This is a genomic window from Geminocystis sp. NIES-3708 (genome assembly GCF_001548095.1).
GTDB lineage: Bacteria > Cyanobacteriota > Cyanobacteriia > Cyanobacteriales > Cyanobacteriaceae > Geminocystis.
Map to the genome: position 1 here is coordinate 1,873,206 of NZ_AP014815.1, position 20,112 is coordinate 1,893,317.

The 20,112-nt window shown below is 31.3% G+C and carries 17 protein-coding genes; 7 read left to right on the plus strand and 10 right to left on the minus strand.

Features of this window, described 5'->3' with window-relative positions:
- Positions 1-72 precede the first annotated feature (72 nt).
- Complete coding sequence (locus GM3708_RS08265; RefSeq protein ID WP_066345515.1) at positions 73-891, minus strand: cyanophycinase; 819 nt, start codon at positions 889-891, stop codon at positions 73-75.
- A 215-nt stretch (positions 892-1,106) separates the two neighbouring features.
- Here GM3708_RS08265 and trmD point away from each other — a divergent pair, with 215 nt between their 5' ends.
- Positions 1,107-1,817, plus strand: coding sequence for a tRNA (guanosine(37)-N1)-methyltransferase TrmD (trmD, locus tag GM3708_RS08270; protein ID WP_066345517.1), 711 nt, complete (start codon positions 1,107-1,109; stop codon positions 1,815-1,817).
- Between the two features lie 65 nt (positions 1,818-1,882).
- Here the strand turns inward: trmD and GM3708_RS08275 are convergent, their stop codons facing one another.
- Positions 1,883-3,589, minus strand: coding sequence for a SulP family inorganic anion transporter (locus GM3708_RS08275; RefSeq protein ID WP_066345519.1), 1,707 nt, complete (start codon positions 3,587-3,589; stop codon positions 1,883-1,885).
- Between the two features lie 177 nt (positions 3,590-3,766).
- Complete coding sequence (locus GM3708_RS08280) at positions 3,767-5,128, minus strand: diguanylate cyclase domain-containing protein (RefSeq protein WP_231933135.1); 1,362 nt, start codon at positions 5,126-5,128, stop codon at positions 3,767-3,769.
- 364 nt (positions 5,129-5,492) lie between these two features.
- Between GM3708_RS08280 and GM3708_RS08285 the strand changes: the two genes are divergently transcribed.
- From GM3708_RS08285 to GM3708_RS08300, 4 genes are all read left to right on the plus strand, one after another.
- Positions 5,493-6,335 (plus strand): YwqG family protein, encoded by an 843-nt coding sequence (locus tag GM3708_RS08285; protein ID WP_066345521.1) that lies wholly within the window; start codon positions 5,493-5,495, stop codon positions 6,333-6,335.
- A 104-nt stretch (positions 6,336-6,439) separates the two neighbouring features.
- Positions 6,440-7,843: a class II fumarate hydratase gene (fumC, locus tag GM3708_RS08290; protein WP_066345522.1), complete on the plus strand. Its 1,404-nt coding sequence runs from the start codon at positions 6,440-6,442 to the stop codon at positions 7,841-7,843.
- Between the two features lie 343 nt (positions 7,844-8,186).
- Complete coding sequence (sat, locus tag GM3708_RS08295) at positions 8,187-9,353, plus strand: sulfate adenylyltransferase (protein WP_066345523.1); 1,167 nt, start codon at positions 8,187-8,189, stop codon at positions 9,351-9,353.
- Positions 9,354-9,496: 143 nt separating this feature from the next.
- Entirely contained in the window at positions 9,497-10,087 is a 591-nt protein-coding gene (locus GM3708_RS08300; protein WP_066345526.1) for a DUF1997 domain-containing protein, read from the plus strand.
- 46 nt (positions 10,088-10,133) lie between these two features.
- On the opposite strand, the gene GM3708_RS18675 is transcribed toward GM3708_RS08300, so the two are convergent.
- Positions 10,134-10,985, minus strand: a complete 852-nt coding sequence (locus GM3708_RS18675; protein WP_158505855.1) for a hypothetical protein — start codon at positions 10,983-10,985, stop codon at positions 10,134-10,136.
- Between the two features lie 181 nt (positions 10,986-11,166).
- A complete protein-coding gene (locus GM3708_RS08310) occupies positions 11,167-11,388 on the minus strand; it encodes a photosystem II protein, Psb35-related (protein WP_066345529.1) in 222 nt (73 codons plus the stop codon).
- A gap of 146 nt (positions 11,389-11,534) precedes the next feature.
- Here GM3708_RS08310 and GM3708_RS08315 point away from each other — a divergent pair, with 146 nt between their 5' ends.
- Together GM3708_RS08315 and GM3708_RS08320 are read left to right on the plus strand one after the other, a co-directional pair.
- A complete protein-coding gene (locus GM3708_RS08315) occupies positions 11,535-11,933 on the plus strand; it encodes a hypothetical protein (RefSeq protein WP_396229667.1) in 399 nt (132 codons plus the stop codon).
- A 180-nt stretch (positions 11,934-12,113) separates the two neighbouring features.
- Positions 12,114-12,860, plus strand: coding sequence for a DUF2993 domain-containing protein (locus GM3708_RS08320; protein WP_066345531.1), 747 nt, complete (start codon positions 12,114-12,116; stop codon positions 12,858-12,860).
- Here the strand turns inward: GM3708_RS08320 and GM3708_RS08325 are convergent.
- From GM3708_RS08325 to GM3708_RS08345, 5 genes are all read right to left on the minus strand, one after another.
- Positions 12,838-14,283 (minus strand): FAD-binding domain-containing protein, encoded by a 1,446-nt coding sequence (locus GM3708_RS08325; protein ID WP_066345533.1) that lies wholly within the window; start codon positions 14,281-14,283, stop codon positions 12,838-12,840. The two genes, GM3708_RS08320 and GM3708_RS08325, sit on opposite strands and share 23 nt — an antisense overlap.
- Positions 14,284-14,563: 280 nt before the next feature.
- Positions 14,564-16,306 (minus strand): EAL domain-containing protein, encoded by a 1,743-nt coding sequence (locus GM3708_RS08330; protein ID WP_066345534.1) that lies wholly within the window; start codon positions 16,304-16,306, stop codon positions 14,564-14,566.
- 167 nt (positions 16,307-16,473) lie between these two features.
- Positions 16,474-18,627: a caspase family protein gene (locus GM3708_RS08335; RefSeq protein ID WP_066345536.1), complete on the minus strand. Its 2,154-nt coding sequence runs from the start codon at positions 18,625-18,627 to the stop codon at positions 16,474-16,476.
- 333 nt (positions 18,628-18,960) lie between these two features.
- The gene (locus GM3708_RS08340) at positions 18,961-19,497 is read right to left on the minus strand and encodes a chemotaxis protein CheW (RefSeq protein WP_066345537.1); all 537 of its coding nucleotides are present in this window, start codon (positions 19,495-19,497) and stop codon (positions 18,961-18,963) included.
- Positions 19,498-19,736: 239 nt separating this feature from the next.
- Positions 19,737-20,099, minus strand: a complete 363-nt coding sequence (locus tag GM3708_RS08345) for a response regulator transcription factor (protein ID WP_066345539.1) — start codon at positions 20,097-20,099, stop codon at positions 19,737-19,739.
- Positions 20,100-20,112 lie beyond the last annotated feature (13 nt).

A 20,112-nucleotide genomic window follows, 5' to 3' on the forward strand; every position in this document is an offset into this window, starting at 1 on the left:
GATCTTTTTGCTTTACTGATTAAAAGTCTGGACTCATCACAGGAATAATCCTCGTTTTGAGGCTTTTTTTATTTATTCAATAATTCCAGCAATGGGTTGATGAGTTTTACGATTATAACGATCCCCATGACCGAGAATATGCACTCTTAGATTATGTAAAGAAAGAGGTTGTTCTGCGGCTATTTGCCCTTGATTAGTGTAACTCATGGCTTGACCATCAACAATGGTAACAGTTCCCTTGCCAATAACTTCAATATATTCGTCTTTTTGAAACACAGCGCAGGTATCTTCATCAATACCAATACCTAATCTTTCAGGATGATTTGATAAAGCACTTAATAATCTTGCCATCCGATTACGATTATGAAAATGTTGATCAACAATTACTTCAGGAATAATACCTAATCCCATCGCCATATCTACTAAAGCACGATTAGGAGATTCTCCACTACTACCTCCTGCAATCATATGATGTCCCATCACCGCCGCTCCTGCACTTGTACCACCAAGGCTAATTTCTCCTAATTTTACTCGTTGGCGGATTCTTTCCATTAAAGGGGTATCAGCTAATAAACCGCATAGTCTAAGTTGATCTCCTCCTGTCATGAAAATACCTGTACATTTTTCCACGTATTCTTGATATTCTTTATCTTCTCCTTGAATACGATCTCTCACATCTAGTACTTTCAAATCTTTTGCCCCCATATCTTGAAAAATACTTACATAGCGATCGCCTATAATGGTTGGTTCTCTCGAGGCAGAAGGAATGATTCCTATAATTGCATCTGTACTACCAGCACAATGCCAGAAACTATGTAAAATTTCTTTACCATGTACTTTATCTTCCGCACCTCCGATGACGAGGACTGAACTTCTTTGATATTCCTTCATCTTATTTTTTTTATAATTCTCTGCTTAGACTAAATTTTAATATATTCAAGTTTACAGCAATTAACAATAAACAACGAACTGTGAACAGTTAATAGTGAATAATGAATAGTGAACAATTGAGATAGAGATTGTTAATAAAGCATCGTTCTATTATAATTAACCAATATATAAAGCTACCTTAAGCGCCTTGTTAACCATTACAGTCAATAATCACCGTGCAGATTGATGTTATTACACTCTTTCCTGATTTTTTCAACTCTCCCCTTCAATGCAGTTTATTAGGAAAAGCATTAGCTAAAGGTATTGCCACCGTTAACTTAATCAACCCCAGAGATTTTACTACGGATAAACATCATCAAGTAGATGATATACCCTATGGTGGAGGTGTGGGTATGGTATTAAAACCTGAACCTATTTTCGCAGCAGTAGAATCTTTACCGATTTTACCACCAAGAGAAGTTATTTTACTTACTCCTCAAGGAGAAACATTAAATCAGAATTTATTAAAAAATTTTGCTTCCAATTATCAACAATTAGTCTTAATTTGTGGACATTACGAAGGGATTGATGAAAGAGTACAAAATTTAGTCACCAGAGAAGTATCTTTAGGAGATTTTGTTTTAACCTGCGGTGAAATTCCCGCTTTAACTCTAATTAATGGTGTGGTGAGATTATTACCCGGTACGATTGGAAAACCTGAGTCTCTTTGTGCTGACAGTTTTGAAGATGGCTTATTAGATTATCCTCACTATACACGTCCTCCTATTTTTCGAGAATGGGAAGTACCACCTGTATTACGCTCAGGAAATCATCAAGAAATTGCTCAATGGCGTTATCAGCAACAATTAGAGGCAACAAAGAAAAAGCGTCCAGATTTGATGATTAAATATAATAATCCTGATGTTGAACATGAAGTTAAAAGATAATTGGATTTTGGGGAAAAAATTTTGATTAGAGTAACTATCAGTTTCAAAATAGATTGCACTTTAATTTATTTTGTCTGAAATGCTTTAACCGCAGAAGTGATAGTTGGGAAAAAATTATCTTCACCAATCATTTTTGTTATGTCAGTTTTTCGCAACATTGTATATAAGGATGTATGACATCTAGCAACGACAAAAGTGATATTTTTTTTGTTTAATTCTTCCCATACTTCTTCTAATTTACTAACGGCGGTAGTGTCAATCATGGAAATAGACTCAGCATCTAGCAAAAACCAGTTAATTTCCTGAGAATTATCATTAACGATACTTAATATTCTTGCTTTAAAAAAGTTAGCATTAAAAAATAATAAACTCGCTTCAAAACGATATATAACTAATCCTGCAATGGTTTGGGCTTGATTACTGGTTTGAATATTGTGGAAGCCTTCTTTATCTTCTATTTGCCCTAAGATAGCATCGTTAGGATAGGAGGCTCTTTTTAATAATTGAACTATAGCAAGAATTATGGCGACTAAAACACCTTGTAAAACGCCAATACTCATTACTCCTAGGGAAGTTAAAATAGATAAACGCCATTCAGGTTTGCTAATACCATAGAGTTTTTTCAATGATTTAATATCTAATAATCCTAAAACGGCATTAATTAATAAAGCGGCTAAAACACTGATAGGAAGATAAGCTAAAGGTTCAGTTAAAAATAATAGTACTAGAATTGTTAAAATAGCAGTGATAATGCTCACCAACTGGGTTTTACCTTCAGCTGCGTCATTGGCTGCAGTGCGAGAAGCAGTACCACTGATAGCGAATCCTTGAGAGACACCGGCAGAAATATTCGCTACCCCTAGGGCGATTAACTCTTGATTGGAGTCGATTTGATAACGATTTTTCATGGCAAAGGCTTCGGCTGCTACCATCGTACTATTAAAGCCAATAAAGGCAATACCCACTCCTCCTAAAATTAGAGGAATAATATCTGTTTGTTGTATTTGAGGAGTCTTGAAAGAAGGAATACCAGCAGGAACAATTCCTACTACATCAACTCCTTTATCTTCTAAACCGAAAAAGCTACTGATGGCGATCGCTAAAACCACAGCAATTAAAGTAGATGGTAGTTTAGTGCCAAAAGGTTTGAGTAATTGTAGTAAAATGAGAATGCCAACACCGATGAGGAAAGTTAAACTGTGAGTTTGACCCAATTTCGAGAAAAATTCCCAAAGTAGTCGAAAAAATCCTTTTGATTCTAGAGAAAAACCAAATAGTTTTCCTAATTGTCCAACTATAATACCAAGGGCAATACCATTCAAATAACCCATTAAAATCGGGCGGGATAGAAAGTTAGTTAAAAATCCTAACTTTGCAATACCGCCTATAATACAAGCGATTCCAGCAAATATCGCTAAAACCATTGATAAATAAATATATCTTTCACCATTTGCCCCAGCCATGGGTGCTAAAACGGTTGCGACTAAAGAGCAGGTAGCCGCATCAGCACCGACAATTAACTGTCGAGATGAACCAAATAAAGCGTAAGCTATTAAAGGTAAAATACTGGCGTATAAACCGTTTACGGGAGGTAATCCCGCTAAATCTGCATAGGCGATCGCAATAGGAATAATTACGGCGACAACAGCTAAACTAGCTTTAATATCCTGTAGTAGCCAACGATAGTTGTAGGATTGAAATGTTGCGATTCCGGGTATCCATTCAATAAGACTTTTTCTATGTTTAGATGTATCATAATCGTTTATTTTCATTTTCAAAAATCATATTAAAGGGCATATTCTACAATTTTTATAGCTTAATTATATATCTCAAATTCAGTGATTTTAGTTTGCCACTCCAAATGCTTCACATCCTAAAAAGAAATCTCTTGATTAGAATTTTTAATCATTTAAAATTGCTTAGCTCACGATTTTTTTCAGCAATTCTAACTAAAAAGAGACAATTCTATCACGCCCTTGATTTTTGGCTTCATATAATGCTTTATCAGCGTTGCCGATTAAATCTTCTAAACTTGTATGATGATCTGGAGTTAAACAAGAAATACCTATACTGAGAGTAACAGAAGAATTGACCTTAGATTTTTCGTGGGGCATTTCAAAAGAGGCAATCGTACTTTGAATCAAATCGGCGATGATTAATCCACCTTCAATTTTCGTGTTAGACAAAATAATCGCAAACTCTTCTCCACCATAACGGGCAACTAAATCTGTAGGACGTTTAATAATCATGGCAATACCTTGAGCCACCCGATAAATACATTCATCCCCTTGTTGATGTCCATAGTGATCATTGTAAAGTTTAAAATAATCAATATCAATCATAATCAAAGTCAGAGGTTGTTGTTTTTGAAGATGTTTTTCCCATTGTTTCTTTAAATAATCATTAAAACATCGACGATTAGCGACTTGAGTTAAACCATCCAAGTTAGCAATTAATTGTAATTGACGATTACCTTCTTGAAGTCGAATTTCAAATTTTTTACTAACAGTAATATCTCTTACTGTGATGGCAAAACCATCTTCTAATTTCACAGCGACTAATTGATACCAGCAATTTTCTTCTTGAGGATAATAAAAATCTTTCTCTAAAGATTCTCCCGTTTCCACCACTGTCACAAAATCTTCAAAAAATTCCTGATTAATTTGGGCGATTAAATTTTTGAACCCAACTTTACCAATAATATCATTTTGACTACGATTAAAAAGTTTCGCAAAAATGGGATTCACCACCAAACAACGAAAATCTTTGATTTTTCTTGTCTTTGAATGTCTGATGGATTGAAATGCTGCGATCGCATCTTTAGAACTATTAAGTACACTTAAAATTAAAGCCCTTGAATTTTGTAATATATCTTCTATTTTTTTTCGCTTTTTAATTTCTTTTTCTAAAAAATATTTTTGTCTTTGAATAGTCAATACCATTTCTAATTTTGTTACCACTTCATTTAGGTAAAATGGTCTAATAATATAATCCGTTACTCCATATTGAAAGGCTTTTATTTTATCAAAACCATTATCTAAAGCAACAATAAAAATTATAGGTATATTAATTAATTTTTGATGACGTTGAATAAATTGACAAATTTGATAGCAATTGACTTCAGAAGTATTAATATTTAGAACAATGACATCAGGATGTTTCGCTTTTAATATTTTTCGTGCCATTTTTACATTGGTGACACTACGAACGTGATAACCTAATAGCAGTAACCCACTTAATAACTGTAAATTATCTGATAAATCTTCAATTAATAGGATATTACCTTTATTTTCGGAGGAATGATTCATCATATAGTCAAAAGTTAGTGCAAAGATTAATTAGTGAATCGTGAATTAATGGTTAATAAGCGAGGACGCATCTGAGTAAAATAGAATGGTAAAAGTCAGGAATAAGGAATGAACAATAGATAAAAGTTTTATCAATTTTTACTGACATTTTAATATAAAAGTTAAATGTATATTAGCTTAAATGAATAAGTAGTAATCTTATCATAATAAAAAGAAAAAATGTTAAGTTATAAAAACAAATTTTTATATTTATTATTCATCTGTTTATGTTTATTTTCTTCAAAAGTTAATACAGAAGATAAAATAGGTTTACCAAAGCTTTCATAATGTTCTAATCAAATCTTGTTCTGCTATATCATTATCAAAAATGTCCAATTCATTATTATTTGATTTACCACAAGAATTACAACCATTTCATCAAGTTATTGAAAATACATTATTGGATTATTTACAAATAAAAATTACTCCCATAACTGTAAACAATAAAATAAATACATCAACCTTGTTATGGAAAAATAAATTTGGAGGATTACCCTATTTACCAAAAAATCAACAATATCCCATTAATGATAAAGGAGAATATTTACGTTTAGTTGCTCAACTAAATTTTAGTGAGATTCCAAACCTCAATAATTTTCCTAAATCAGGTATTTTACAGTTTTTTATTGATAGAAACGATGATATTTATGGATTAGATTTTGATAACCAAATTTCTCAAAAAGGTTTTAGAATTTTATACTATCCAGAAATTGATAAAAATAGCAATAATTTAATAACTGATTTCAGTTTTTTAGGTAATTTAGCTGAAGATCATTATTTTCCAATTCGAGGTGAGTTTGCTTTAGAATTCACTCTCGATCAAGCTCCTATATGTCCTGATGACCAATATTTTAATTATTATTTACCTGAATTAAATCGAGAAAATAATGGTTTATTATTTGATATTTATGCAGAATATTATGAGAATAAATTTAGTGGGATAAAACATCAATTAGGAGGTTATCCTTATTTTACTCAAAGTGATCCTCGTTTTGGTATTTCAAAAGAGAATGAACCTTATCAATTATTATTACAGATCGATTCGGAATATTTTGATGACGGTTTCGATATTTGTTGGGGTGATGTGGGAATTGCCAACTTTTTTATTCAACCTTCAGCTTTGAAAAAATTAGATTTTTCTCAAGTTTTATATAATTGGGATTGTACTTAAGTTTTAATTAGATAAAATACCAAAAATCAATTATTAAACATTTTTATTCTATTATTACCTAAGATAATATTTAATTAATCTGGATTGCTTTTATAAAAAATTTTATGACTAATACTAATCAAAATATCCGCATCGAAAAAGATAGTATGGGAGAAATTGAGGTAAATTCTGATCGTTATTGGGGTGCGCAAACTCAACGCTCAATTCATTATTTTTCCATCGGTCAAGATAAAATGCCCTTAGAAGTAATTTATGGATTAGCTTTCGTAAAAAAAGCCTCTGCTATCACTAATTATGAATTGGGCGTTTTATCAAAAGAAAAAGCTGATTTAATTACCCAAGCCACCGATGAAATTTTAGCAGGAAAGTTAGATGATCATTTTCCTCTTTACGTTTGGATGACAGGAAGCGGTACACAGTCGAATATGAATGTTAACGAAGTTATCGCTAATCGTGCCATTGAGATTGTTGGTGGTGATTTAGGCAGTAAAAACCCTATTCACCCTAACGATGATGTCAATAAATCACAATCTTCTAATGATGCTTTTCCTACTGCCATGAATATTGCTGTAGCGATCGCCATAAATGAAAGATTGATACCTAAAGTGAAAAAATTAAGAGACGGTTTACAAGAAAAAGCTGAAGCATGGAAAGAAATTATTAAAATCGGACGCACTCACTTACAAGACGCAGTACCTTTAAGTTTAGGGCAAGAATTTTCAGGATATGTCGGGATGTTAGAGGATAACTTAACCAGAATAGATAACGCCTTACCCCATATTTATCAATTAGCTTTAGGAGGCACAGCATTAGGTACAGGTATAAATGCACCCCTTGGCTTTGCGGAAAAATCTGCCCATCACATCGCCCAATTAACGGGATTACCTTTCGTTAGCGCCCCCAACAAATTTACTGTCATGGGTTCTCATGATGCTATGGTAATGTTAAGCTCAACCTTAAAAACCCTTGCTTGTTCATTATATAAAATCGCTAACGATATACGTTTACTAGCCTGTGGACCAAGAGCAGGACTAAATGAATTACAATTACCTGAAAATGAGCCTGGATCATCGATAATGCCAGGAAAAGTTAATCCTACTCAATGTGAAGCCTTAGCCATGGTAGCGGTGCAAGTGATGGGTTATGATTCCGCCGTGAGTTTTGCGGGGGCAAGTGGTATTTTAGATATGAATGTTTACAAGCCTATGATGGTTTATAATGTTTTGCAATCCATCAAAATTTTATCAGATAGCTGTAATAACTTCACTGATTTTACCGTTAAGGATATGACACCGAATCTTAAACGCATTGAAGAATTAGTTAATCAATCTTTGATGTTAGTTACCGCCTTAAGTCCAAAAATTGGCTATGATAAAGCTTCAAAAATAGCCCATATTGCCCACGAAAATAACCTTACTCTCAAAGAAGCAACTTTACAATTAGGTTATCTTACTTCCGAGGAATTCGATCAAGCTATCGATTTACATAAAATGGCTTACCCGAAATAAGTAATAAATAATGAGTAATATAGCAACGGACAGATTAGTTAAGACAGATCAATTCTTTTAGCAATAAGTACTTAGGCAAAATTAATTGTATATAGGCAATGGGTTTAAACCCATTGTTATCGAGGGATTGGGGGAAAAAATTCATAATTAATTATACTCACCTACTTAGAAAGCAAGAAGTTTAAAACCCTTGTTAATGTCCTAAGCATCATGGCGACTGCTATAGGTTTTGTCTTCTAGCCTCCTAATTTCCTAGTCTCTTCCTCACCCAATTTTTCATTGTTAATTGTCCATTGTGTCATTGCTTGATAACATAAAACTTAGAGATTATTAATAAATATATATGACTAAAATTATTGAAACTATTGCACCTCATGGAGGACATTTAGTTAATAGAATTGCAACTTTAGCAGAAAGAGATGAATTTTTAGCACAAGCAAATAAATTACCAAGAATACAATTAGATGAAAGAGCAACTTCAGATCTCGTCATGATTGCCATTGGTGGTTTTAGTCCTCTTAATGGCTTTATGGGACAAGATGACTACGAGAGAGTAGTAGAAGAAATGCGTTTGATGAGTGGACTTCCTTGGTCTGTACCTGTCACATTATCTGTAACCGAAGAAGTGGCAGAGCCTTTAAAAGAAGGTGGTTGGGTTCGTTTAGATGATCCTCATGGTAGATTTGTCGGGGTTTTAGAACTTACTCAGAAATATCGCTACAATAAAGCTCATGAGGCAGTTAACGTTTATCTTACTGACGAAGAAGCCCACCCCGGTGTAAAAGTAGTATATGAGCAAGGAGAAATTAATTTAGCTGGTCCTATATGGTTACTACAAAGAGATAATCATCCTTTATTCCCCAATTATCAACTTGATCCTGCTCAATCCCGTAAAATGTTCGTAGATAGGGGCTGGAAAACTGTTGTCGGCTTTCAAACCCGTAACCCCATTCACCGAGCCCATGAATATATCATTAAATGTGCGTTAGAAACCGTTGATGGTTTATTTTTACATCCCCTCGTTGGTGCCACAAAAAGTGATGATATTCCTGCGGATGTACGGATGAATTGTTACGAGATTATGGTAGAAAATTATTTTCCTCAAAATCGAGTAATTTTAGCCATTAATCCTTCCGCTATGCGTTATGCTGGACCTAGAGAAGCAATTTTCCATGCTTTAATCCGTAAAAATTATGGTTGCACTCATTTTATTGTCGGTAGAGATCATGCTGGAGTGGGGGATTATTATGGCACTTATGATGCTCAATTAATTTTCGGTGAATTTGAGCCTCAAGAATTAGGTATTACCCCTATGATGTTCGAGCACGCTTTTTATTGTACTATTACAGATCAAATGGCTACATCTAAAACTAGCCCAGCTACCAAAGAACAACGAATTCACTTGTCTGGTACAAAAGTAAGAGAGATGTTACGTCGTGGAGAGTTGCCACCTCCAGAATTTTCTCGCCCAAAAGTAGCCGCAGAATTAGCTAAAGCGATGCACCAGTAAATAATTAACAATTAACAATTAATAATTACAAACGAATTTTCATTTATTGTAGGGATTTGAATGGTATTCATCCGAATCAATCATTAATTTATAGATCCTAATTGCGAAATATTATATTAGTTGTTTAAGGGGAGTGTAAATCATTGTTTAATAATACCGAAATTTATTTTCAGGCGGAAGAAGTCGTTAACTTAGAAGTACAACAAAAAAGTGTTTCTATTCAACATTATTTGAGGCAACCTTTTCGATTAGTTAAAGCGATTACCGATGAAAAATTACTAAAGGTATTAAGCAATGATTTATATCAACTGCAAATGAATCCTCTTAATTTTTTAAATATATATTATCTTCAACCCACCGTAATCTTAAAAGTTTGGGCAGGTGCTTCGGGTAATGTCTATTTGAAATCAGAATCTTGTGAAATTAAAGGTATTGAATATATTAACCGCCGATTTTCCCTTGATTTGAAAGGTAAATTAACCCCTGTAGAAATAGATAGCAAAATTTATTTACAGGGAAAGGCGAATTTAACGGTAAAAGTTGATTTACCACCACCGTTATGGTTAACCCCGAAACCTTTATTACAAAGCACTGGAAATAGTTTATTAAAAGGTGTGTTAATGCGCATTAAACATCAATTAGTATCCCAGTTAATCAAAGACTATTACAATTTTGCTGACACCGAAAATCAGAGGGAAGAATTTGGCGTAAAAGCTTCAGAGTTTGGTATTTAAAATATTGCCCATTGCCTACCCTCACTATAATAATTTTTTCGTCAATCTAGTTGATAACTAAATTAGAAGTTAAAGTTAAATTTAGATCTCGTTCTGGATTAATGGAAATTAGTTCTTGATTGCGATCGCCTCGTAATAATAAACCTGCTAAAGCACCTAAACCAGCACCGCCTAACACTTCTTCTGTAGCGATAGCTTTGTCCCCTGTAATGGCTGAAATTAAAGTACCAGCTGCCGCTCCTGCTAAAGCACCTTGCCAGATAGTGTTATTATTTTTTCCTGCTGAAACAACTTCAGTAGTGGTCACAACGGCAGAAGTAGCACTAATAGGATACTGATTACCATTAGGTAAAATTAAAGTATTAGCAACGAATCTCGAACCTTGCCCTGATGGACGAATTTCCCCGACAATTTCACTACCAGAGGGAATAATAATTCGATTAGAACTATCTCTAACATTATCCCTAACAACTAAGGTAACAGCCATTGTTTCTTGAGGTGTAACTAAAATTTTATTGGCTGAGGGTAAAGTAGTCGTAATCATTGTGCCACGATTTAAGTTACCAGTATTGGATGATTGGTTTGAATTTCCCCAACCAGAATTAGAATTATTAGAGTTATTATTCCAGCCAGAATTAGAATTGTTAGAGTTATTATTCCAACCAGAATTAGGATTATTATAATTATTTGGTTTTAGTCTTCCATTATTCTGTTTATTTTGTTTAGAGTTATTGGAAATCAATGTTAAAGCGGATTGAGGAGAATTATAATTAAGTTTTTGATTAGGTTTTGCCCATGATGAACTAATAGGTAAAAGACTAAATATTGTAGTAAAAGAAAGACTTAAAGCAACGATTTTTTGATTAGTTTTACTTTTCATACAGGTTAGTTTAGACATGATTTGTTTGTTTTAAATAATGAATTAATTACGATGACGCAATGAGTTGAAATTTGTTCCAAAAAAAAAGAGGCTTGATATTATTTCAAACCTCTGAGAAATCATTAGAATTCAGTAAATAAATCTCAAACCTTTATAGGGAAAAGATTTTGAGTCATAATTAATATTTGATACTGATTAATTATTTATTCATTGCGTTATAAGCATCAACAGTATATGCGGGGACTCTTTCTAAATAATCGGTGTCTTTACCTGTAAAAGATTTTGCTAATAGATCAAAAGATGAACTATCCCAGTTACGTTCGTGAATCGGCTTTGTTTGTTCACCTAAAAAGTAGGCTTGAGTACCAATAATAGAAGCGGCTAACCAACCGATAATGAATAATGAAATTAAGATTACCATATTTTTTCAGCCTTTTTTTTTGACTACCCTTTTATCTTAACTTATGTAAAGTTTTATTGCAATTGCTTGACATGAAGATCTTTTCTGGTTATCCACCATCGACAATAAAGATCAGAGTGTCTATGTCCTTTGAATATCAACACAAAATTATGTCTCATAATTACTCCACCAAAATTAATGCCTTATGGACATCATTTCTTTTAGGAACACTTTTTCATACAGATTTAGCATTAATGCCACTTTTTCATGACATGGAAGTAGAGCATTCCCACACTGGTGAAAATTTAGATGCGGTTTTTGGCTTTATGTTGATCTTTTTTATAATTCCGATGTTAGTAATTATCATTTCAACTTTTACGGAAGCAAAATCCTATCGTTACTTTCATTTTGGTTTAACGACCGTTTATTCTATCCTTAATTTAGGTCATCTTATTGCTGATATTGTTGTAGGTGCACCTTGGTATCAACTGGTGTTAATGACTCTTTTATTACTTATTGGTTTAGTTTTAAACTTAATTTCATTTCAATGGTTAAAAAAAGTTTAATGAAGATTATTTGAGGTTAACGGAAAAAGTTTTTTGATGACGATAGTTATTTATATTGAACTAAAGTAAAAGAGGATCAAGAAAAAATGCAATCAAAAGAAGAAAATTGCTCAATTTCTCACAAGTGTTAAGATATTTATTAATCTCAGTAAAAACCGCAGTATCTTATCAAAAATTATTATGTTACTCAGTAAATTAGACAATATCGGTGAAAAAACTATCAATAAAATTGCGGAGATGGCTTTTAAAAGTCAAATAAAAAATGCTGAATCCTTAAGTGTACAAGTTAAAACTGATCCTAATAAATTATCACAGGGAATTTTAGAATCTTTAAATATTGAAGGCTATGGTTTAGAAATGCAAAAGGATTTGCGGTTAGAAAAAATGCAGATTACTTTAAATAATATTGCCGTAAGTCCTCTAAAAGCCTTAATGGGTAATGTACAATTAACTCAACCTAGTCAGGGAAAGGCTTATATTGTTTTGAGTGAAAAAGACATCGAGGCGGCGTTAAATATCGATAAACTTAATCAACAGCTACAAAAATATGAAATTCGTCATCATAATCAAAATGTGAAAGTCAAATTTTCTAAAGTAGATTGTCGCATTATCGGAGATGGTAGAGTAACAGTTAAAGCTAAATTAAAAATTATTAATACTCAAACAATTGAGAGTGTTTGTTTAGTGATTAAACCTTGTGTTTGTAATAGTGGGCAAGGCATCTTCTTAGATGAAGTTAAATGTACTCAAGGAAAACAATTTTCATCTATCCTTATCAATGCCATTTTGGAAGAATCAGCAAAAATATTTAATCTCGATAACTTTCTGATGGATGGTATTTCTTTGGATGTAAATCATTTAACGATGGAAGAAGGAAAACTTAATCTTCTAGCCATCGCTGGAATTACTCATTTACCGATACGTTAATTTTTGTTTCCTGATATATTTGTTTAAATTTCCGTTGTTGTTGATTATGATCGACAATGGGTAAAGGATAGTCACAACTTTGTGCATCCAGAGGAGAAATTTTCCCTGTCACTAAATCCGCCGTATCTAAATGGCTAATTTCTGGCAACCATCGACGAATATACTCAGCTTCTTCATCAAATTTTTGCGATTGAGATGCAGGATTAAATATCCGTAACGGTTTAGCATCCATGCCACTAGAGGCACTCCATTGCCAACCGCCGTTATTTGCCGCCAAATCTCCATCATAAAGTTTCTGCATAAAATATTTTTCTCCCCAACGCCAATCAATAATTAAGTCTTTTGTCAAAAAACTGGCTACAATCATTCTACAGCGGTTGTGCATCCAGCCAGTTTCATTTAACTGACGCATTGCCGCATCTACGATAGGATAACCTGTTTTTCCTTCACACCATGCCTGAAAAAATATTTCATTATTTTGCCAAGGGAAATGATGAAATTGTTGTCGATATGCACCTGTTTCTAATTCGGGAAAAAAATACAGGCAATGTTGATAAAATTCTCGCCATGCTAATTCTTTTTGCCATGCAATAATGTTATCTCTAGCTTCATCACTTTGACAGTTTTCTAACTCTATTTGTGTATATTGCCATAAAGTTCGAGGAGAAATAACTCCAAATTTGATAGCCGCACTTAATTGTGATGTGCCATCAAGGGAGGGATAATTACGATTTTCATTATAATCTGATAATAAATAACGACAAAAATATTCTAATCTTTCTAAAGCGGCAGTTTCTCCAGCTGTGATTAACAACTCGTTATCCCACGTAAAACCTAAATTTTCAAGAGTTGGTAAAGGAATTAAACCTATATTAGTAGCTATTTTATATTCTTCATGATTTAAGGAAGATAAATTTGAAGGAGAATTGACGGGTTTAAGTTTAGGTTGTTGTGACCAATTGCGCCAAAAAGGAGTATAGATTGTATAAGGAGTATTGGTTTTTGATAAAATTGTTTCTGGAGGGTGTAATAATTGATCCCAAAATGTTTCGACTTTGATATTTTTAGCTTTTAATGCTTTTTCTATGATCTTATCTCGATCACGGGAAAAAGATTCAACATCCAAATTCCAGTAAACAGCTTCTGTTTTTAATTCTTCAGCTAATTGGGGAATAACTGTTAAGGGTGAATCGTGAAAAATTAATAAATCACTACCTAATTTTCGATAATTTTCTTGTAATTCTGCTAAACATCCCAATAAATATTTTATCCTTGCCGGTGCAATATCATCTCCTTTTAAAATAGCAGGATCTAAACAGAATAAACCAATTATTTTTTGACTTTTTTCTCTTGCAGAAGCTAAACCGATATTATCCTTAATTCTTAAATCTCGACGATGCCAAAAAATGATTAATCTACTCATAAAATATAACTACTTTTATTTTTAGTTTTTTCTATTATCTATTATTTAGTAAGCTCAGACGCATCTAAGTTTACAGATGAGGGTAGCAATAGGCACTCTGGCAATAGTAGTAAGAATTGATAGCTTCTAAACAAGAATTTATTTTAAAATTTTTTTCTGAAGATGTCTAATAGTTAACAGGCAAGAGTTTTAAAAATTTTTTACTAATTTTAAGATATGCTAGTTAAATGGGTTTGAGATTATCTACTATCATTAATAAATTGTATTAAAAAATTGAACATTAAATATTATTAATTAATAATTCCTCAAATTGACGAAAAGGAAGGGGGCGACTAAATAAATAACCTTGATAAAAATCACAATTATTTTTATGTAAAAAAGCTAATTCTGGTTCAATTTCCACTCCTTCTGCTACCACATTAAGATTTAATTGATGTGCCATATCAATCAATGATTTAGTAATCGTCGCATTTTTTGGATTAATTTGAATATCTTTAATAAAACAACGATCAATTTTGAGAGTATCAAAATTAAAATTTTGCATATAACCCAAAGAAGAATATCCTGTGCCAAAATCGTCTATAGCAATTTTAAATCCTAAAGACTTCAATTTATTTAATTTTTTTGCTACTGTATTAGCATTATTAACTAATAAACTTTCTGTTAATTCTAATTCTAATAAGTTGGGATTAAAATAATGATAGCTCATAATTTTCAATAATTTATGCTCTAATAAGTCTTGATTAAATTGTCTTGCAGAAATATTAACAGCTATTTGTAAATCGTTTTTATATTTTTTTTGTAAGAAAGAAAATTGTTCACAGGCTTTATTTAAAACCCATTCTCCAATCGTGTCAATTAAGCCAATTTCTTCTGCTAAAGGAATAAATATTGAAGGGGAAATAAATTTTTCTTCAGGATGATTCCATCTTAATAATGCTTCTGCACCAGTAACTTTATTGGTTTTAAATTCTACTTTTGGTTGGTAATAAAGTTCTAACTCATTTCTTTCTATAGCATGGTGTAATTGTGCTTCTAAGGATATTTGTTTTGGAGTATATTTATGCAAAGCAGGAGAATAAATTTGATACTGATTTTCTCCTAGTTTTTCTAAGTCTTTAATACTTTCTTTTGCTTTGTATAAAAGTTCATCGATATTTTGCCCTTGAAGAGGATAAAATGTTATACCAATGCGAAAATCGATAAAAATTTCTTGATTTTTATAAATAAAAGGTGGGGTGATTTTTTCTAATAACATTTTTGCTAAATCAATAGCAGTTTGTTTAGTTTCAATAGGAGGAATAATTAAGGCAAAATCATCTCCTTCAAGACGAGTGATAATAGTTTGTTCACTTAAATTAGCTTTTAATCTTTTGACTAATGCTTTTAATAACATATTTCCTAAATCTTGTCCAAATTCATCTCTAATGAGCTTAAATCGACTAAAATTAAGATAAAAAATAGGAATTAATTGAGGAATTTCATTCTCATTACCAGTAAATTCATCACTTAATTGTTGATAAAAAACTTCTAAAATACCATTAAAATTTTCTACCAATGAAAGTTGATTTGGCAATTCAGTTATTTCATCAAATTTAGAAATATAGTTTAATTTTTCCCGTTGCTCAATCAGTTGATATTTAATTTTTTCAATTTCTTTATATTTTTGTAAAGCAACAATAATTGTGGTGGATAAATCTTCTTTTTTATAGGGTTTTACAATATACCCATAAGGGAAAGTATTTGCGGCTCTAGATAATATTTCTTCATTGGAATAAGCTGTTAAATAAATCACAGGAATAGAGGTAATTTTTGCTAATTCTTCTGTTAATTTAATTCCATCCATATTCCCTTTTAGATTAATATCCATTAAAACTAAATCAGGATTAGTTTTTTGAATTTCTAATAAGGCTTTTTCTCCATTATTTGATTTTCCGATAACTTCATAGCCTAATTGAGTCAAATCAATCATCAAACTTTCTGCCGCAATTATTTCGTCTTCAACAATGAAAATTTTAATCATTTTTTTTGTAGATTTTTAATTCTTAATATTTATTATAATAATATTGTGACACACAATCCTAATAGTGTTTAAAGTAAAGCAGTTTTTATTAACTATTTCTTATATTGTAGATGAAGTTAATTAAAAAAATATGAAGTTTTAAGTTAAAGTCTGATTATAAATTAGATTTAGACAACTTTATAAGTAAGATTAAACGTAACCCAATGACTTAAATCTAAAGCGTAAACATCATTGAGATTATTGATTATATTATTACTAATATTACTTCCTAAATGTAAATCTTCTAATATAGCTTTAGCAATTATGACAGGATTATCTAATAAAATTATTTGCTCTATATCTGGTTTTAAATTAGGATTTTTATATAATTGGTTTAAGGTTTGATTAAAAGGAGATTTAGAACAAATTAACATCAGTTTACTAATTGCTTTATCCGTATTCATGCTCCATTTCAATGAACTTTTATGTTTGGGAATTGTTATGTTATCTAACGAATTAATAATTATCTCATCAGGAGAAAAATAACTAATAGCTTGTCTGGAAGAATTAATTCCAACTAATAAATAATATAAATTATGATTATTCTCATTATTAATAGTAATAGTTAACTGACTATCAAAAGGAATTTCTATTAATAAATTTTGATCATTGTTAGAATATTTTTGAAAAGGATTTTTTATAGGCTGATAATTACTATAGCTAGTTTGTTCTTGGATATTAATAATTTTATCATTATGACTGATTTCCACATTAATATTAACTGATAATAAAGAAGAATATTGATTAGAAGTTAATTGTAATAATTTTTCTGCTAAAGCAATTTTTAAAGAAGGGATTAGGTGTTTTATAGCTGAAGAGACAGCTTCATTATCAACTTTTGGATAAGTATTAACTAATAAAACTTCTGAGGAAGTAAATAAACCATAGCCATCTATCATTGTTTTTTTATCATTTACTTTACCAAAAACTAAATCTGCAAAATTATCTCCTAAATTAACAACTGATTCTATCTCACTAATTGCACTTAATGCACTGGTAGCATCGACTTTTTCTATTTTTTCAAGACTATCATTTAAAGCAATATTTAAAGTGGTATTTCTCTTTATAATGCGTAAGGATTCTCGAAGAATTAATCCTTTATAAACTAAATTTTTATTACTGTTAATTAGAATTCCTTTAGCCTTATTTCCCACTAAGGAGTTAATTTGAATAGTAACTTTTTTTTCTTCTCCAAGATTAGCTATAAAACATGAATTTAAACCATAGTTTAATAATACTAATAATGGTAAACTTAATAATTCTAATTCTATAATATTAGGCTCAATAATATTGGTAATAATCGCATTTCCTTGAGAGAAAGAGTCTAAAGATAAATGATAAGGTAAAATACTATTTTTTAGATCTCCATAAAAATTAAATGTTTCACTTTTTCCTGTATATAAAGTTATCTGAGAAGCTACTTTTTTCATCAAAGATAAATTATCAGTCAAAGGTAAATTTTCCCATAAAGATTGAGTTAAGCAATAAGTAAATAAGCCAACATTAAAGTTAGTACTATTTATTTCTATTGCCAAATTGTTTCTAAAAGGAGTAATAATTAATCCTGATAATAAGTTATTTTTTTTATTTTTTAATCTCTTATTTTGACTATTTTTTTGTAAATTTTTATTGAAAGTTACTTCTTCTTGGCTGATAAACAAGTTAGTATTAAATGGGTAAGAACGAGATGTTAATTCATGGGTGATAAATACAGAAGAAGAAATGAAACTGGTATCAAAAATAAAAGTATATTTATTAGTTTTTAATGATGTTCCTAATTGTAGAAAAGTATCTAATAAAATATCCTCAACAATATTATCATGGGATTTGATACTATCATAGGTAATTAAACTATTAACTGTGGTTGAATTGTTATCATCGTTATTTAATTTTATTTGTCTTCCGTAACCACTGAAATGAAAGATTACTACATCGTTATTTTCTGCTCGTTTAATTAAATGTTCTTCAAATGCTGTTAAAATATTTTCTCTAGTAGCTTCACGATCAACTAAAGTAATAATATTGTCAGGGGAAAAACCAAAATGGTAAATCAGTAGTTTTTTCTGTAATTCAACATCTGTAGTGCATCCTCGTAAATTCTTGCCTTGAGAATATTGATTAATACCGACTAATAAAGCTAATTTTCGTGAAGCTGATGATTTTAGAGTTTCACCATAGGCATTTAATTGATATTTAGAAAGAGAGATATTACCCCAAAATCCTCCTAAAGAAGCGATACTTAAACTTGCATTTTGCAAAAAATTACGTCTGGAAAATTTCATGATTGAGTTTTACCGCTAATGGATGTAATTAAATCAATCCTACCAAAATAAAGAATTAATAATAGACTTCTTTCAGAAGTCAGGCAATGGGTAGACAAAAAAGTCTGAGGAATGAGGGTAGTAGATAGAAAATAACCTGATTTCGATCTCAAAATAGGTGATGACTGATGACTGAGTTGAAAGACAGGCTGACAAAGAGACAGGCAGATTATATTTCTTGTGAATCAATAAAATTCTCTCAAAAGTGCATCGAATATTGAGAAGTTTTCTTCCATTCTACTTGTCCACCTGTCTCGTCTTCACCATTTTTATTCTGTCGAACTCAAATCAAGTTTATTCTTTCGGCATAGCAGCAAAAATAGCATCTCCATCAATAGTAACAATAATGTCACCATTCTCTTTTATCCAGTATCCTCTTAAAAATGGTGCTAAATCTGGAGTAACAGCCGAAGCAGGGGGAGAATGAAGCTCATTGGTATTACATAATTCAATATCATTAACATCACTAACAATTAATCCTACTAAATCTCCAGAAGTCCTACTTTTACGATCTTGACTGCTAGGATGAATTACTACCGCTTTATGATTGGAAGCAACCACTGATTGCTGATACCAAGGAGTAAACCCTAATAATTGTCCTAAATCTATCATCCAGACTATTTCTCCACGCCAATTATAAACTCCAATTACCCATGAAGGCATCTCAGGAATCGGAATAATTTGTCCAAAAGGAATTTTTAATACTGCCGCAATGTCTGATAATGAAATCATTAAGTTAGTATCGGGTAAAAGAACAAATCTTAAAAATTGTTGTTTTTGAGATTCTTCAGTTTTTTTCTGATTTGACAAAGACAATATTTGTTCACTCATAATGATGTCAATATGTATCGATTTTAATGATTAAGTAAAATAATTAGTAATCTTTAGGGGTGAATGGTATTCACCCAAGTAATGAGGAATAATTAGCCTATATAGAACATTCCAGAAATGATAATTTTCTTTGGGAGATCATTGAAATAACTATGCAAATTAATAATTGATTTATGACAATTGATTTTGTTTTTAATGGTTAAAGAAATCTAATAAAAATTAACTAATTGTTTAGTTTATTACTTAATTAATTTTTTTACGGTAGAAAATAATTCTTCTTTATCCACTGGTTTAGGTATATAAGCATCTGCACCTTGTTTCATTCCCCAAAATTTATCCATTTCACTGCCTTTCGTTGAACAAATAATTACTGGTATTTTCCCTGTATTTTCTCCCGCTTTTATTTCTCTACAAATTTCAAAACCACTTTTACCCGGTAAGACTACATCCAAAATGATTAAATCAGGAATACTACTACTTAATTTTTCTAAGGCTTCTTCTCCACTTTCAGCAGTAGTAACTGTAATACCCCATTCTACCAAATAACTAACTAATATCTTTCTCTCTGTCGAAGAATCATCCACAATTAAAGCATTTCCCATAATTTTTACCTCT